A 16312-nucleotide genomic window follows, 5' to 3' on the forward strand; every position below is an offset into this window, starting at 1 on the left:
AAAGGACAAAATAATTATGTAGGTTTTCCAACATTCTTATGTTGTCTTTTACCTACATTTTTATTTTATCCTTAGCATATAGGAGGCCACTCTGTTAATTTATCACTCTCTTCTTTAAGCTTTTTTTCTTCAGCTTCAAAATCTTCTATGGTCCAATCAGGATGATGGATTACAACATCCAAATAATATCTCACTTTATTTCTTCTCATGTTATTCCATACTCCTTTTAAAATTCATTTGATGACTTTGTATAATCTTTCCTCTATTCAAATTATATTATGTTGAACAATATTTGTCATCTATATTAGATATCAAATAAAAAAAAGAAGGCATCGCCTTCTTAACGCATACAAATATAAACAAGATATGCTACATAAATTGCAAGCATCACAATACCCTGCCATTTAACAAGTTCTTTCTTCTTCCAGGCAAAGCCCCATACTAGAGTACTTACAACAATTAAAATAAATGTATCAATCAAGTTTTCTGTAATAATGACAACAGGACTAATGACCCCGGCAATACCTAATACAAATAAGATATTAAAGATATTAGATCCAATAACATTACCTAAAGCCATGTCGATTTCATTCTTTCTTGCAGCTACAATAGAAGTCACAAGTTCTGGAAGACTTGTTCCTAAAGCGACAATAGTCAAACCAATAAGGTTCTGACTGAGTCCTAGCATAGTTGCAATAGCTGTAGCACCTTCTACAACAAAGTCGCCACCAAATTTAATCGCAGCAGCACCACCTACAATATAAACAATACACTGCCATACTGGTAGTAGCTTGATTTCTTCATCATTTTCTTCGCTTAACGCTTTATTTCTTGCCTGTAATGCAGAATAGATCATCCATCCTAAATATGCGGCAAATAACACAATAAAAACTGCACTATCTACTCTACCTAGCATACTGTCTAAACCAAATACAAGTAATAAAGCAGCACAGATAATAGAGAATGGGAATTCCTTCTTTAATGTATCTGTAGAAACTGCAAGAGGTACAAATAGTGTACATACACCACATACTACCATTAAGTTAAATAAGTTAGATCCTACTACATTACTGACTGCAAGAGCATTGTTGTTGCTCATTGAAGCAGTTACGCTGACTGCACATTCAGGTAAACTTGTACCCATGGCGACAATTGTAAGTCCAATGATCATTGAAGGGACCTTTAATCTTTTTGCGACAGAAGAACTTCCATCTACAAAGAAATCTGCACCCTTAATCAATAATACAAAACCAACAATTAATATACCAATTTCCATGAAAGTATTTAACATTTTTTTATTCTCTTCCTTTATATATAAACTGATTAATAATCTACCATTTTATCATAGTGTTAGTCAATAGTATCCGACGATTGAAGTACATCAATTATTTCATCATAATTTCACATGTAAGGTGACGATAATGACTGATTACTTGTTTATTAAAAATCTGTTTTAGCATATGCTTCTTTTTCATCAATAACCTTATTAACTACTTCATCCATACCATCAGTACGATAATCACGATAACCATAAGAATCACCTAAAACATGATCATCTTCATCTAATAAGACATAATCCACTACCCAAGTATCAATAGACATGCTGACAGGAATCTTGTTTAATTCCTTACACTTTTTCATTCCATTTTCAAAATGATAGATTTCTTCTAGTTTGATTTTTCTCTCTTGTATACAGGCTAACATATGATGCTCACTAGAAGTTCCAATATCTACTGCAAGATAATACTAGCTCATTTCCATTTACCTCCTTTTGTTTATGTTTTCCATTGATGACTCATTTGATATAAAAGAAAGATGTAAAAAAGTCCACCGGAGTGGACTATATTCCATTTAATTCATCAAGCATTGCGCTTCTGTTTTTATATTGAACCTTCCATTTCTTAATGATTTCATCAACGATTTTATCACCACCAGTAATAGACTTCATGATTCTTAACTCTTCTACAATTTGGTAATAATGCTTTCTGCTTCCAGTAGATTCAGCCTGTTTTTCAACATTTTCTCGATATATCTGAAGCAGCCGTTCAGGATATTTCTCACTAAGCAAATCGGTATATTGATGCAGCAAATATTTATCGTCACTTCTTAAGAGAACGTCTAATAGCTGTTCATATAGTTGCTCTGTTTCTAATATTTCACATAAGAACCTTCCAGGAGTAAGCTGTTCAATTATAGAGTCTCTTTCCTTGATCCATTCTTTATCAGAAAAGAGACTTCTCAGCTCAACATAATCCTCTAAATTAGTATCATTGAAAAAGAGAATCAAATTCTTTAATTCTTCTCTGTAAGCTTTGATATTTCCCTGCTTCTTATAAATATCTTTCTTCAATTTTATATTAAACTTCATACGATCTTGATTTTCATATTCAAAATCAATACATTCGTCAATATAATCTAAAGCCTTGTCATATTCTTTATTATTAATACAAGTATAGACACAGTCCATTCTAATAGGAATATATTCCCAGTACTTTTTATAAACAGCACTTATCTCCTTCTTTGATGCTTTATTCTTCTTTAAGAGTTCAAGATACTTTTTCGCAAATCCTTCAATTGCATATCCTCTATTAAAAATATCATCATGACTCTCTATGTAGTCTAACTGTTTTTTCACAAGATCAAGCTTCAGCTTTAAGAATTCTTTACCACTTAAACAATCAAAAAATATTTCAATAATCTTTTGGCTATCATAATAATCTCTCATGCTGTTGAGGTATTGTCCTAATTCAACAAAAGCTTCTAATCTTTCTAAGTCATCCATACACATAATTATATTTGCCCATTGGCTTATAATGATAACAGAAAGTGCAACCGTTTCACCTCCATTATCCTCAATATCTAGCTTATAAAATACTTCATAAGCTTTTAATAAAAATCTAAATGCGAGAGAATATTGATCCCTTTTCTTTAAAACATCAAGCCACTTATCAACAGCATCTTCATAGTTATCACAAAAATCACGGCTAAATTCATAATCGATATAATGATAACCATTACTATAAGAATCACAAACCCCCTCCAAATCATCAATCATTGTAGTCAAAGAAAATTCATTTTGTGTATATTGTTTAAAGGTTTCTACTAAATTAGGATTATCATCAAGTACTTGAATAAGAAATGATCGTACATCCTCTTCTGAAGCATCTTCAACAAGCTGTAAACTATCTATTTCTGGATGAGTCACTCTTAGTTGCCACTCATATAAAACAGCTGCCATGTGCTTACAATTATGTCCATCTAATGCATAAGGACAATCACAGGACATGCCTATTATTTTATTTCCATTTAATTTAATTTCTACATGATAAAAATCTGTCCCATTAACAACTGCTTTAATCCTATTAGAATTAATACGTAAATCTTCTACGCGATCATCAAAATAATAGTCATACCCCCTATTCAATATTCGTTTTTGAAAATAAGTTTCCCATTCCATATAAGCACCTCCCATATATAGTTCTATTATACTAAAAAAGACAGCATTTCTGCTATCTAATTCATTTTCTTATTCATATAAAAATAGAAACATATATTGAGAAGGATACCTACAATTGTTGCGATAGGTGCTGCAAGACCGATATAAGTAAGACTTGCATTAGGCTGAATAGACATATAATAAGAAAGAGGTAGACGTACAAGAAGTGTTTGTACTAATCCTTGTACCATAACCCATACTGTTTTATCATGTCCATTAAAGTAACCGACCATACTAAAGAGTACTGCAGTAACTATTGTTTCAAATGCAAAACCTTTTAAATAAGTATAGCCCTGATGAATAACACCCTGTTCTGTTGTAAAAATTCCTGTTAGCATATCTCCTTTAAACATAACTAAACAAAATACAATGACACCAATAAATAATCCTATACCCATACCTGTAAACATAGATTGTTTAGCTCTTTTTTCGTTATTTGCGCCTACATTCTGAGCCACAAATGAAGCCATGGACTGCATTAAAGCACTTGGTACAAGCATCGCAAAGTTTACAATTTTACATGCTACACCATATCCTGATGATGCCTCTAATCCTAAACGATTAATAAAGGCACATAATGCAAGGAAGGAAATCTAAATCAAGCATTCCTGCAATGCGAGAGGTACACCGATTTTCATTGCACGAATGCAATGAGGGTTGATTTTAAAATCATGTTTATGTATTTCAAATGGGAGTTTTCTTTTCTTTAATAATCCTAAAGCGAATAATACACTACATGCCTGTGCAAGTACTGTAGCCATTGCCGCACCTGCTGCATCTAGATGGAAACCTGCTACTAAAACTAAATCTCCTACCACATTAATAAGACATGCTACTGCTACAAAAAGTAATGGAGACTTACTATCTCCTAATCCTCTAAAAATAGCCGCTAATACATTATAAGCCACAATAAAGAAAATACCACCACCACATATTCTTACATACATAGATGTAAGATTGAGTGCTTGATCAGCTGCCTGCATGAGCGTTGAAATGGGCAATGCACATAATATCATGATGATGAATAAGAATACTGAAACTATTCCAAATAGAACTGTAGCACCACCAATTAACCCCCCAATGTTTTCTTGTTTCTTTTCACCTATATATCTTGCGATAAGTGCTGTAATCCCCATTGCAAACTGAGTGATCACAAATGTGACAAGGTTTAATACCTGACTTCCTGTAGAAACAGCGGATAAGCCTGCTGTTGTTCCAAAACGTCCTACCACAAGTAAGTCAACCGCACCATAAGCTGCCTGTAATACTAATGCGCCTAGTACAGGAATCATAAATGCGACTAATTTCTTAAAAATACTTCCCTGAGTAAAATCTGAATTCATTTATGCTTTTCTCCTTTCACACATCACTTGATAGAACTTTTCTATTGTTTCAATCATACAATCTGCTTCTTCTATAGAAATATCACTTAACCTTTGAGATAAGTCTTCAAAATAATCCTTATTGAACTTTTCAAATAAAGCCTGTCCTTTTTCACTTACTTCAACATAAGTGACACGTCCATCTTCTTTAGAAGATATCTTATTTAAATAACCTTTTTCTACCATAGAACTTACAGTACGTGTGACTCCTGGTCTAGGTAAATTGAGTGCAGAACTTAAATCTGATACTTTAACCTTTTCATGTGTTTCTTTCAAATTAAGAACTGTTTCTAAATAACGAATATATGAAGGAAGAACACCTTCAGGAAGTTCTGGTAATAAATCCAATATTCTTTTTGCGATATAACAGCTGTCCAGCATTTCCTTAGTTTTTTGACTATTCATACGCCTCTCCTTTTAATTACCATAGGTAATTATCTATGGTAATTATATAAATAATAAAATGAATATCAAGCATAAGAAATAAAGTTTTACTTATATATAAGAAAAGAGGCAGCTAGGCTGCCTCCAGAATCCTCATTTTGAGGATTTTTTTAATTACTAAGCTCTTTTCTTCTTTAAGAAGATGAATAAGAAACCTGATACTAACATAGCACATACACTACCAAATACGAATGTATTGTCACCAGTCTTTGGATTCTTATTGTTGTTGTCTTTGTTATCTTTGTTGTCCTTGTTATCTTTATCAATCACAACGCCTTCAACTTTAACAAGTTTAACTATTGCATCTCTTAAGTCAGCTACAGCCTGATTGACTTCTTCCTGAGTTGCATCTTCATCTGCATATACTGCTTTTGCTGATGTTAATGCTGTTTCTACAGCATTGAATGAATCAGCTGTATATAATTTCTTATCTAATGCTTCTGCTTCCTTAATAACTACTGCTAATTCATCTTTATTTACAGTGACTTCACCAGGAATAGCAAGTCCTGTCTGTGAAGTTGTCTTAGTTGATGTTAATGTGTTCTGATATAATAAGTAGAACGCAGATGCTGACCAGCTGAAGTTCTTAGTATGTAAACCATCACCAGTTTCAGGGTTATAGTTTTCATGGATTGGTCCATCACCTAATAATCCCTTAGCGTTATCAAATAACTTGTATGCCATTCTCTTAGCATCTTCATTATAACCATAGTTCTGTAATGCTTCAACGCCATATAATGCCTGGTCTAACCATACAGGTCCTCTCCAATATTTAGTTGGAGCATATTTCTGATTGTCCTTTGATGCAGTTGGGAATGGTACTAATGTATCAAACTTATCTGGAGATGTCATATTTGCTGCGACTGCTTTTGCCTGTTCTTTAGTAGCCGCTTTAGCCCAAAGTGGTAACCATCCTTCAGTACCTTTACCACGGTTAGTTAGAAGAGTCTTTGTAGAACCATCTTCATTAGTCTGTAAGTCATAGTAGTAACCAGTCTTTTCATCATACATCTTTGTATTGATATAGTCTGCTACTTTCTTAGCTTCTTTAGAATACTTCTTAGCATCATCTTTCTTACCTAAAACATCTGCCATAGATTTTAAGAAACCTTTTTCAGCATATAAGTAAGAGTTTAAATCTACAGATTCCTGGTTGATAACATAACCAACTGGTTTCTTGTTATCATCTCTTACAGTATAGATAAGAACTCCAGGATCCTTAAATGTTTCAGTGCTTAAACCTTCTCTGTCAAAACGAGTTGCGTTATCCATACCACTTTCCCAAGCAGCTGCTTCGATACCAGCTTCTGGACATACAACACGTTCATTGTTTTCATCATAGATATAACCATATTCATAGCTTCCATCGCTAGATGGTACACCAACGATCTTACCAAATCCTTCTACTTCTTCACCGATATAATAGCTTTTACCAGTAAGAGGGTTAGTATAGTTCTGCCAGTCGTAGCATGTTTCATGAACCATTCCTCCGTATTCAGCAATACCATTCTTATCGATATCACGGTTTTTATACCACCAGTTATGATATGCAACTAACTTAGGATACATTTCTTTTAAGAATTCTTTATCACCAGTTGCTTCATAAACACTCTGAACTGCCCATGCAGCAAGTGCTGGTTTAGAGTTACGTTCGTTCCAGTTTCCTCCATCACCACCGCGGTCTTCATTCTGGTTATAGAAAATACAGTCAATGATAGCACCTTCATCCTGTGGACGAACAGCATCTTCTTTAGTGATCTGGTAGTCGAATAATGCTCTAATGTTATTCTTAGCTAATTCTGGATTAAACTGTGTAGTTGCAACTACCTGTTTCCAAGAGTCCCAAGCCCACATACCAACGAACCACTTATAAGACATAGATGGTACGACTCCATCATGCTTAATTGCACCGGCTGGTGAGAACCAGTTAGTAGTTAATGTTTCCATAGATTTAACTGCAGCTCTTTGATAAGCAGTGCCTACAGCGTTCTTATTTTTGAAAATAGTATTAACATAACCCTGCCAACGAGTGTTGTTATCAGTTAAGTAGTGACCAGGTTTATTTAAGATATCTTTTACTTTTTCTCTTTCTGCAGTTCTTTCTTTATCAGTGAAAGTATAACTCTGTGTCTGATAAGTCTTATAGCTTTCATTTGCATCAATTTCTACAGAATTCTTCTTATTAATAGTATAAGAATGCTTATCTTCTGCAACATTGGTTTCTAGGTCATTTTCGCCTAATGTCACGTCAAATGAGTTCTGATCCGTTGTCATATAACGATATGTATAACGTTTAGTTTCAAAATTCACTTTCACGCCATTTTCGTCTTTTGCGAAAGTAGTACCTGTCTTATAGTCTGCTCTTGTTTCTTCTGGACTATATGTATACCAAGTAAATAAGTGACCATCCCAAGATAAATCAAGAGTTAATTTACTATTAGTGTTATTTTCGATTTCAGTTTCGATTAAAGCTGTTCTGTTAGTGGCAAAGATCAATTTTAGCTTTAATGTTAAATCATCCATCTTGTAAGTCTGTTCAAGTCTTCCTGGATAATAAACGAAATCTGTTTTTGCCTTAGTTAGATCAACCTTTTCTTTTGTCTCACCATTTACTCTTTCTAAGTTGATCTTATTAATTGAGTCAGATAAGTTGAATGGGTATTCTTCTGCGATACAAACAGGACCAGCGAACCCTCCATACATCTTGTGAGCTGCTTCTGTTGTTTCAGGTAAATAGTAACCATGCCAAGCACCCTGATCTGAGAAGTTGTTATAATCGTTTGTATCATAAGTTCCATAAATCTTTTCAGTTGGGACAGCTTTTACATTTAATACATTGCCAAATTCAGTTAAATCTTTAGAGCTTCCTACAGCGGAGATAGGTGACAATGTTCCGCCAACAATCACTGTTGCAACACTTAATGCTGCAATGTTCTTCAAGACTTTTTTTGCCTTCATATATGTGTATTCCCTTCTATTATTATTTTTTGTAAAGAGGTCAGTCTATTTTTATGACGCGCGCTTTTCAGAAAAAAAGGATATAACATATACAAATAAGGTGCGTTATTTGAATTCATTATGTCCCTTGTTGACTACGTCCGTCTTTTACAAGTCTAGTATAAATTTGAAAACGATTACCGTCAATAAATCGTTTTATATTTCAAACAAACTTTGAAATAGATTGTATACATTGGTATAAATCATCTATTTTTTATCTTATTCGCATGTAGAATTTGTTTTTATCAGTATTATTTTGCTCTTTATAAAATTGTTGTGACTGTCGATGATTAAAAGTATGGTATATTTTGAATCATTTATACCGTATGTATTATCAGATATTTTTAAATATATATTAAGCATTTATCTAAATTTAATTGACTTTAATTGTTATTATTAGAACATTAGTAATATTTATGATGATGTTTGTGGTATTTTTACAAGAGTTATTTTGATATTCAAACATCATGATTGTTTCTATTATAATACAATATGCGAAAATCGCAAATAAAATCATTAATTTTGCATTAAAGACAAATGAAAACAACAAAAATTATTGATTGAAATATGTATTCAACCAATACCCTGAATATTGAAATTTCATTTCTATACATAAAAACACATACAAGTGTATGTGTTCAAGTGATTATGTTCTATTTTGAAAGTAAAGCATCATTTCTAGATAGGAGATAGACGCAATATTGGTTCATGCTGATGCCTTCTTTTCTAGCATGCAAAGCAAGTGTTCTATGTAAAGTCTTAGGAATTCTCAATTTGAATTGTCCAGAATAATCTTCTATGCTATCTGGTTCATTAATCTCAATACCTTCTTCTAATGCCGCTTCAATCCATGCTTTCTTTGCATCCTTTGCATTATTCATAGCATCTTCTATTGTATCTCCACAAGTGATACAACCTGGAAGATCAGGATAAGAAACTACATATCCACCTTCTTCTTGATCTTCTACTATTTCTAAACGATAAGGTAAGGCCATATAATCATTGAGTGTTTTCATTGTTCTTCTCCTCTTTTTCTACAATTAATCTTACCATTTCAACATATACTCTTTTTATTGGTTCATGTTTAGGTATTGTGATAGGCATAGATCCTTTCTTCCTAAAAGGATAGTGACTGCTTCCTCCTTTAGGATAATTCATTACATATCCATAACTCTCCAATACTTTTCTCAATTCAGAAAAACGTAACTCTTTTGATAATGTACTAATCTTAAAAATTAGCTTATCCCATTTCGACATAATTCATTTCTCCTGTTCTTATTATAATATGGTGTCGTATACGGTGTCAATCATATAATAAATCCACTCTATATACACTTATACTACAAAAAAGAAACAATATCTTACTTCTCAACTAAAGAAAGTATTTCTTATGGTTAAGTCTATCACAAAGAAATATCACATAGGGTTACCTATATCATAATAGGACCTATTTCTGATGCACCTTACTCTCAGAACACATCAAGTGAAATGAATCGTAATTAAGTCATTACTACTTATCTGAAGATGACTTCAATCAATTATTGATGAAAATACAGCATATCTAAGGACATTTATCAATTTCTGTCTGAACAAAGAAATCATTCGCCTGAAAATTACATAAAGAAGTTATACGTTTACCCAAAAGGTGGCAGAGTCATAGGTCCCTATCACTTCAGATACACATATACAAAAGGCTATACTATATATTATCCAGAATACATACGCAAAAACTCCTGACTAATGCAGAGGTTCATTTCTTTTACTCTCTAAATCTCCCAATCAAATTCATCTATTTCTTTCTTAATATCCATTGAACCTGATGATTCATCTTTAAGTTCCTTCATGAGTTCTACAAGTATTTCTCTCTTTGAATTACTTACATCATTAAAACAGCGATGTACCATCCATATATTATGTGCTGTAGGATTCTTTCTTACTGAAGAAACTAATAATTCCTCATATCCATGCTTATAGAATTGTTCTAGAAAATGAACTAGATCCCCCGGCATGCCAAAATCAACCCTAGGATGAGTCCCTATAATTTCTAGAATAGGCTCTACAAGCTCAAAAGATTCTGGATATTCATTGATTGCATCAATCAAATCATCATCCATATAATATTCTTCATCTTCTTTAGCTGCATTCTGTAATCTAGTGATTATTTCTTCTTTTGTGGCTGGATCATTTTTCTGTATATAATCTATATTATTGTAGTTCATAATTTTAGCTCCTTGATAGTTTTTATTGCATATTCCACTCATTCTTCCAACGTATTTTCCAAATTAAGAAATTATTCCACGAATAGAGTCATATCCCCATTAATACAGCATTCATCGTGGTATAAAAAAAACAGCCTATTGATGAAATCAAATAAGCTGTCTTATATTTAGAGTGTTAGGTTTTTATAGTTACTTACTATGCTCTGACCTTCTTCTTACGAAGTACATATGCACAGCCAACTAATAATGCAAGTGAACCAATTGCAGCAACCAATGATGTAGTTACATCAGTTGAATCACCAGTCTTAGCTGTACCCTTCTTATCATCAGTTTTAGTTGTTACTGTTGTAGTATCTTTTTTATCTGAATTAGATGGGGTAACTGTAATATTTGGTTTTTCTGGTTCAGTTGGTTTTGTTGGTTCAACTTTCTTAACTGGAGAAGTCATCTTCCATAACTGTGTTCCATAGAATGGGTTAGCTGTACCAATAGCCATCCAATCATCACCTGTTGCGAAAGCACGTAGACCATGGTTATATGGATCACCAAAACCATTTGTAGTAATAGTTGTGATTGATTCACCATCAGCTGATGTATACATATCAAAACCACGCTTAGCTTTAGATAAATAATTTAATACCTTACCAAATGCAATTAAATTATCTTTCTTTGTGATTGTCATGAAATCTTCAAATAATTTCTTTAACTTTTCAGGAAGCTGAGAAGAAATCTGTGTGTAGTGTTCATATACTTCAGCATATTCATCTGCGAATTCCTGAGAACCTTTTTCATCTAAAGAAGATGATAATGGATCTAATCCTGAAACCATAGTAATAGCATCATTTGATGCTTCATCACTTAAGCTATTTGCTTTAATAGAGCCATCTTCAAGACCATTCACTAAAGCCTTTACCTGATCATCAGAAAGTGTAACAACTTCAGCATTATCACTATTTAAAGAATATGTTGATGTGCTATATCTTTCAGTTGCAGATTTAACAGCCTTCTGTACCTTTTCAGATGCAGATAAATCTTCTTCAGTATCCTCATCAACATTTGCTTCATCAGAATCTGTTTCAGAAATTGGCTGAGTCGGATATTTAGCATTCTTGCTTAATACTAATTCAATGAAAACCTTAAGATAATTCATCTGTGATTTCCATTCTTCTTTAGACATATTTAACAAGTCACCATTTGTAAACTGTCCGATAGGCTGTAATAAGCTGCTGCTGTCAAATGTACCAAAGTACATCTTTCCATCAAATACAGTAGACTGCCAGATATACTGGTTTTCATGATGTCCAAATCCAGAACCAAGTCCAGAAATGCCACCTTTAGGGAACATCTTAGTTGCATCACCTACAACTAATTCCATGTTTTCATCCTTATCCATACGATAAAGACTTACAGACTGTTCTAAGTTCTTAGCTAAGAATTCTACATTCTTTTTAAATACTAAATCTTCTAATGCGATTTCGATATCTTCATATTCACCAATATAAAGATGATCATTGTATACTAACATGTTACATGCACCAGCACGTGTACGTTCTGGATCGATACCAAATGTATATTTAGCACCATCTGCTTTATCACCTACAACTGGTCTCCATGTCCAAGAGCCATCTGCTTTTTCTTCACCACATACAATCGCAAATGACTGCATTGTATGTTCATCAGGTTTGTTTTCCTGTGTACCAGTACATAAAGCAACATAAAGCTTGTTATTGAATTCCACCATTTCCCAGATAGAACCACCATAGATGCTATCTGAATAATGATATGCAGGATAGTTGAATAAATCCTTCTTAGTTGCAATCTTCTTGAATGAAGACTGACCTGCTGATGGGTCTTTAGACTTTAAAATATAAGGTCCATCAACACCTACACAGCTCGCAATGAATTCACCGTTGAATTCTGTCATACCACGGATACCAGTACTGATACCTTCTTTATAGGCAGCACCTAGTTCCTGTGGAGTAATACCAGTGTAAACACACTTGATATCATCTGTCTTAGGATCGATGCAATAAATGCTAGGTAAACCTGCCTTAGCACCTTTATTACGTACAGAACCACAGAAATAAAGTTTATCTTTATAACGCATAGCGTTTCTGAAAAGTGGTCCTTTACCATTTAAAGACTTAGACATTAATAACTTAGTTTCACCAGTCTTAACGTTTACTTTACAAAGAATACCGTCAGAATCTTCATCTGCAGTACCATCTTCTTTTTCATGTCCATAGAAGAAGGTTCCATTGAACATCGCTTTAAGTGCAGCAGTCATAACATCCTTATCGAATTTATCACCAAGAGTAGTATCCATTAATGTTAATGTATTCCCCATTGCTGCATAACAAGTACCAACATACATCCAATCACCATAAGATGCTGCAGACCAAGCATAACTCTGCCCCTGGTCACCTTGTCCTGTTGCTCCCTGGTCCTGACCTGTAATACCAACATTTCCTCCACCTAGGTAATCAACAATACCATCTGGTGTAGACACTGCTTTGTCTGGATGAGATAACTTGGCAAAAGTATAATTACCATTGCTATAAGTTACCTTTGGTTGAAATTCAGAAGTATCTCCAGCTGCACTTACGGCAGAAGCACTAGAAAATGCAAGTGTAAGTGCTACGAAAGTTGCCCCAAATTTCTTAAATAGGTTTTTATGCATAATTTCCCTCCTCAATATATATTATTTTGCATTCCATTAGCCATAATTTTATCACCAATTTTTTTGAATGTAAAGCGTTTGCAAAAAATACAAATTGTACAAAATGACCTATTTGTACAAATAGTTACTTATAAGTATTTTGTTAATATATGTTAATACTTTAAAATCAATATTTAACTTATATTTTTTCATAAAAAAAGATTGCTAATTTCATTTAAAATCGATAATATTCGTCATTTTATTTCACTAATATTCAATTATCTTTATCAGTGTTTCTCTTTAATTACTTTTACTCTTTTTATACTAGTATTATTCAGTGGTAAATTTAAATGCTTTTTTAGCATTATCATAAATAAACATCGGATGAATGATGCACTTCCTAGACTTGGTCCTGGGAATGGCTGAGGATATACCATGTAAACAAACTAATTCTTCACCAACAATACATACTTCATCTTTAAATAGAATTCTTACCGGTTCTACTAATTTAAAATTCATATCTTCAGATAATCCACCTGCATTATGATGTGCTTTGATATCTTTTTCTGGTTCACCTTTATGAAATAAACCATGATTTACATGGACACATGCCAACTGATGAGCAATCGCTTTAATTAAAAGAGCTACAACTACAGAAGAAATCCACTTCTCCTTAAAAGTGCAAGAAAAACCTTCTTATCTCCTACCTGTTCTTTAATAAAAGCATAGCAAGAACTGCCTATTCTACTTTAAAAACAATGCATTATAAAATGAATCCCTACTAATGCAGGGGTTCATTTTATTATATGTATTCAACTAAAAACCACAATTTCATTATTCAACTCTACCATACCATCTTTCATATCAATGAAGTCATCTAGAATACCTTGTTCATCGAAAATATGGTTAAGTAAATCCTTTCCTTTTAATATTTCTATTTTTTCAGAAAACCAACAATCCTCCTTAATAAAACATAATTCATAATCATTTAAGCTAAATATGATAGCTTTGGTATCCCACACATCATAAGATATTCTGTCATTCTTTTCCAATACAATATGTTCATTTAATAAAATAACCTTTGATATAATCTGATTTACATTTACCGTAATCTGAGTATTATCAGGACCATTTCTATAAGAATCAGATATTCTATACACTGTATTTTCATTCTCTAATAAAAAGTAATCTAATTCTTCATATTCATTTATTAAACAATATACATTATCACCAATTTGAATATCTACCATTTCTGTTATAGTATCTGTACATTTGTATGATGTTATTTGTAATCCCACAAAAGATTGCATTAGTTTTGTATCAAATCTAAAATCATACATTCTTATTATGTCCCCCTAAATACTTTAAAAGTATACATGATAGTTTTTCTATGTTCATTTAGTAGAATAGTAGATTACTATAAGGTTACTAGTTGAATATCATTTTGTTTAATCCAATCCTTTAACCAATCACTACACAAAAAATCACATTCCATTGGTCTAATAAGCGTATAAGAGGAATTCGTTAAGATATATTGATCTAAATAACCAGGATGAAATATTGCAATACAGCATTCATTATCTTTCAACATTTCTAAATTATCTTCCATATACCTTTTTGGATCATATAATCCTCTTTCATTAAAATGAATCATACCTAATCCATGAATATGATTTTCACTTACCCATTGAGGATCCATAGGATTCACAAAAAATAAGCCATGTCTTTTTGCAACATTTTCTAATGCTTTCATATAATTAAAAGAAAATACAGCATGGCCTTCAAAATACTGTGGTTTAAATCCTGTGATTTCAATAAAATAATTTAATTGAGCTTCTATTTCCTTTTCACATTCTTCAATGTTAATTGTATCTTCTTTTCTTTTATTAATAACTTTACTTGAATAGAATTCACCATTTTCATCTACTAGACTTGGAATCTCTTCAGGAGAACATAGAGGCTTTCCTAAACAAATGTTTGTATGCTGGCCTACAGATACATTACAATCTTTAATCATTTCATATCCATCTAAAGCATGTTCCATATTAGGCATGAGTCCTACACTTGTAATAACACCATCTTTAATGGCTTTACAAATTCCGCAATTCACTCCTTCACTTATTCCCAAATCATCCGCTCTCATTATTAACTTCATAGTTATTCTCCTTTCATTTTAATAAAGCGACAGTATGCACCTAACAAATTAGAATCATTTTGATACATACATACTTCAACCTTTGGTTTTCTAAAAACAAAGGCTTCTTCGTAAATTACATCGATATTTTCTTTAATTTTTTCTACAAATAGCGGATCAGCACTTATTCCACCACCTATACAAATAACATCTGGATTATAAAGTACATCAATATTGTAGCAAAACTTTGCAATCGCAAAAAACCAAGCATCAAGATAATCATTTAATTCAGAATAAGACTTCTCTCGATAAAGTGCCATCATTCTTTCACCATTTAAATCATCTTCATGAGTCATTTCTTTTGATTTATTTACAACTCTAATTGTCGAATAAAGTGTGGCAAAACAATCATAATTACCTACTTCATAATTAGTGAATAATGGTGAAAACTCTCCTGCAATCAAATAACAACCTCTTAATATTTCTTTATTAATTATAACGCCTCCGCCAATACCTGTACCAAATATAAGGGCAACACTATTAGGATAATCTTTTCCACTACCAATTGTTGCTTCACATAAAGCGGCTGCTTTACCATCATTTTCTACAGTTACACTAATACCATCACATACCTCTGAGAGTTCCTGTGCCAGATTAAATCCTTCTAAATATTCTAATATTCCTGCAGTTAACATAACACCTTCTTCACTAATTCTTCCCGGAGCAGAAATAGCAATTCCTCTTATTTCTTCTTTATAAGAATCATATAAATTTTTTAATTCGTCTAAAAAATCTTCTGTTGTAGTATTTGGCGTTTTTACTTTTCCTTTATTAGAGATTTGATAATTTTCATGAATCAATCCATATTTAATAAAAGTTCCACCAATATCAATAGCTAATACACTTTTCATAATTTCCTCCATTTCCCCGCGCCTTCGTTGCGCGGACACAAATATATAACCAAACTCAAATCCCCCAAAA

At 32.6% G+C, this 16312-nt stretch carries 16 protein-coding genes; all 16 read right to left on the bottom strand.

Annotation, left to right across the window (positions count from 1 at the left end):
* Nucleotides 1-71: 71 nt before the first annotated feature.
* On the bottom strand, nucleotides 72-209 hold the full coding sequence (locus tag ABUA27_RS08485; RefSeq protein ID WP_349820557.1) for a hypothetical protein: 138 nt from the start codon (nucleotides 207-209) through the stop codon (nucleotides 72-74).
* Between the two features lie 131 nt (nucleotides 210-340).
* Nucleotides 341-1291, bottom strand: a complete 951-nt coding sequence (locus tag ABUA27_RS08490; RefSeq protein ID WP_349820558.1) for a calcium/sodium antiporter — start codon at nucleotides 1289-1291, stop codon at nucleotides 341-343.
* Nucleotides 1292-1440: 149 nt separating this feature from the next.
* Complete coding sequence (locus ABUA27_RS08495; RefSeq protein ID WP_129982336.1) at nucleotides 1441-1704, bottom strand: hypothetical protein; 264 nt, start codon at nucleotides 1702-1704, stop codon at nucleotides 1441-1443.
* Nucleotides 1705-1840: 136 nt separating this feature from the next.
* Entirely contained in the window at nucleotides 1841-3457 is a 1617-nt protein-coding gene (locus tag ABUA27_RS08500) for an SWIM zinc finger family protein (RefSeq protein WP_349820559.1), read from the bottom strand.
* A gap of 56 nt (nucleotides 3458-3513) precedes the next feature.
* Nucleotides 3514-4089: an MATE family efflux transporter gene (locus tag ABUA27_RS08505; protein WP_349820568.1), complete on the bottom strand. Its 576-nt coding sequence runs from the start codon at nucleotides 4087-4089 to the stop codon at nucleotides 3514-3516.
* Nucleotides 4090-4839 (bottom strand): MATE family efflux transporter, encoded by a 750-nt coding sequence (locus tag ABUA27_RS08510; RefSeq protein WP_349820560.1) that lies wholly within the window; start codon nucleotides 4837-4839, stop codon nucleotides 4090-4092.
* Nucleotides 4840-5283 (bottom strand): MarR family winged helix-turn-helix transcriptional regulator, encoded by a 444-nt coding sequence (locus tag ABUA27_RS08515; protein WP_287968504.1) that lies wholly within the window; start codon nucleotides 5281-5283, stop codon nucleotides 4840-4842.
* A 156-nt stretch (nucleotides 5284-5439) separates the two neighbouring features.
* Entirely contained in the window at nucleotides 5440-8280 is a 2841-nt protein-coding gene (gene ygjK, locus ABUA27_RS08520) for an alpha-glucosidase (RefSeq protein ID WP_349820561.1), read from the bottom strand.
* 692 nt (nucleotides 8281-8972) lie between these two features.
* Nucleotides 8973-9335, bottom strand: a complete 363-nt coding sequence (locus ABUA27_RS08525) for a type II toxin-antitoxin system HicB family antitoxin (protein ID WP_270398250.1) — start codon at nucleotides 9333-9335, stop codon at nucleotides 8973-8975.
* A complete protein-coding gene (locus tag ABUA27_RS08530; RefSeq protein WP_349820562.1) occupies nucleotides 9319-9576 on the bottom strand; it encodes a toxin HicA in 258 nt (85 codons plus the stop codon). The genes ABUA27_RS08525 and ABUA27_RS08530 overlap by 17 nt, the downstream gene beginning before the upstream one ends.
* Before the next feature lie 509 nt (nucleotides 9577-10085).
* Nucleotides 10086-10538: a hypothetical protein gene (locus ABUA27_RS08535; RefSeq protein WP_349820563.1), complete on the bottom strand. Its 453-nt coding sequence runs from the start codon at nucleotides 10536-10538 to the stop codon at nucleotides 10086-10088.
* Between the two features lie 196 nt (nucleotides 10539-10734).
* Nucleotides 10735-13218, bottom strand: a complete 2484-nt coding sequence (locus tag ABUA27_RS08540; RefSeq protein WP_349820564.1) for a hypothetical protein — start codon at nucleotides 13216-13218, stop codon at nucleotides 10735-10737.
* 309 nt (nucleotides 13219-13527) lie between these two features.
* Nucleotides 13528-13812 carry a hypothetical protein gene (locus tag ABUA27_RS08545; RefSeq protein ID WP_502879694.1) on the bottom strand — a complete coding sequence of 95 codons (285 nt, stop codon included), beginning with the start codon at nucleotides 13810-13812 and terminating at the stop codon, nucleotides 13528-13530.
* A 197-nt stretch (nucleotides 13813-14009) separates the two neighbouring features.
* Entirely contained in the window at nucleotides 14010-14537 is a 528-nt protein-coding gene (locus ABUA27_RS08550; protein ID WP_349820565.1) for a hypothetical protein, read from the bottom strand.
* 77 nt (nucleotides 14538-14614) lie between these two features.
* Entirely contained in the window at nucleotides 14615-15352 is a 738-nt protein-coding gene (locus tag ABUA27_RS08555; protein WP_349820566.1) for a ChbG/HpnK family deacetylase, read from the bottom strand.
* A gap of 2 nt (nucleotides 15353-15354) precedes the next feature.
* A partial coding sequence (locus ABUA27_RS08560; RefSeq protein WP_349820567.1) for an ROK family protein occupies nucleotides 15355-16312 on the bottom strand: 958 nt, incomplete at its 5' end.

It is taken from the genome of Catenibacterium sp. RTP21428st1_D7_RTP21428_210409 (assembly GCF_040227455.1).
Taxonomy (GTDB): Bacteria; Bacillota_I; Bacilli_A; order Erysipelotrichales; family Coprobacillaceae; genus Catenibacterium; species Catenibacterium mitsuoka_A.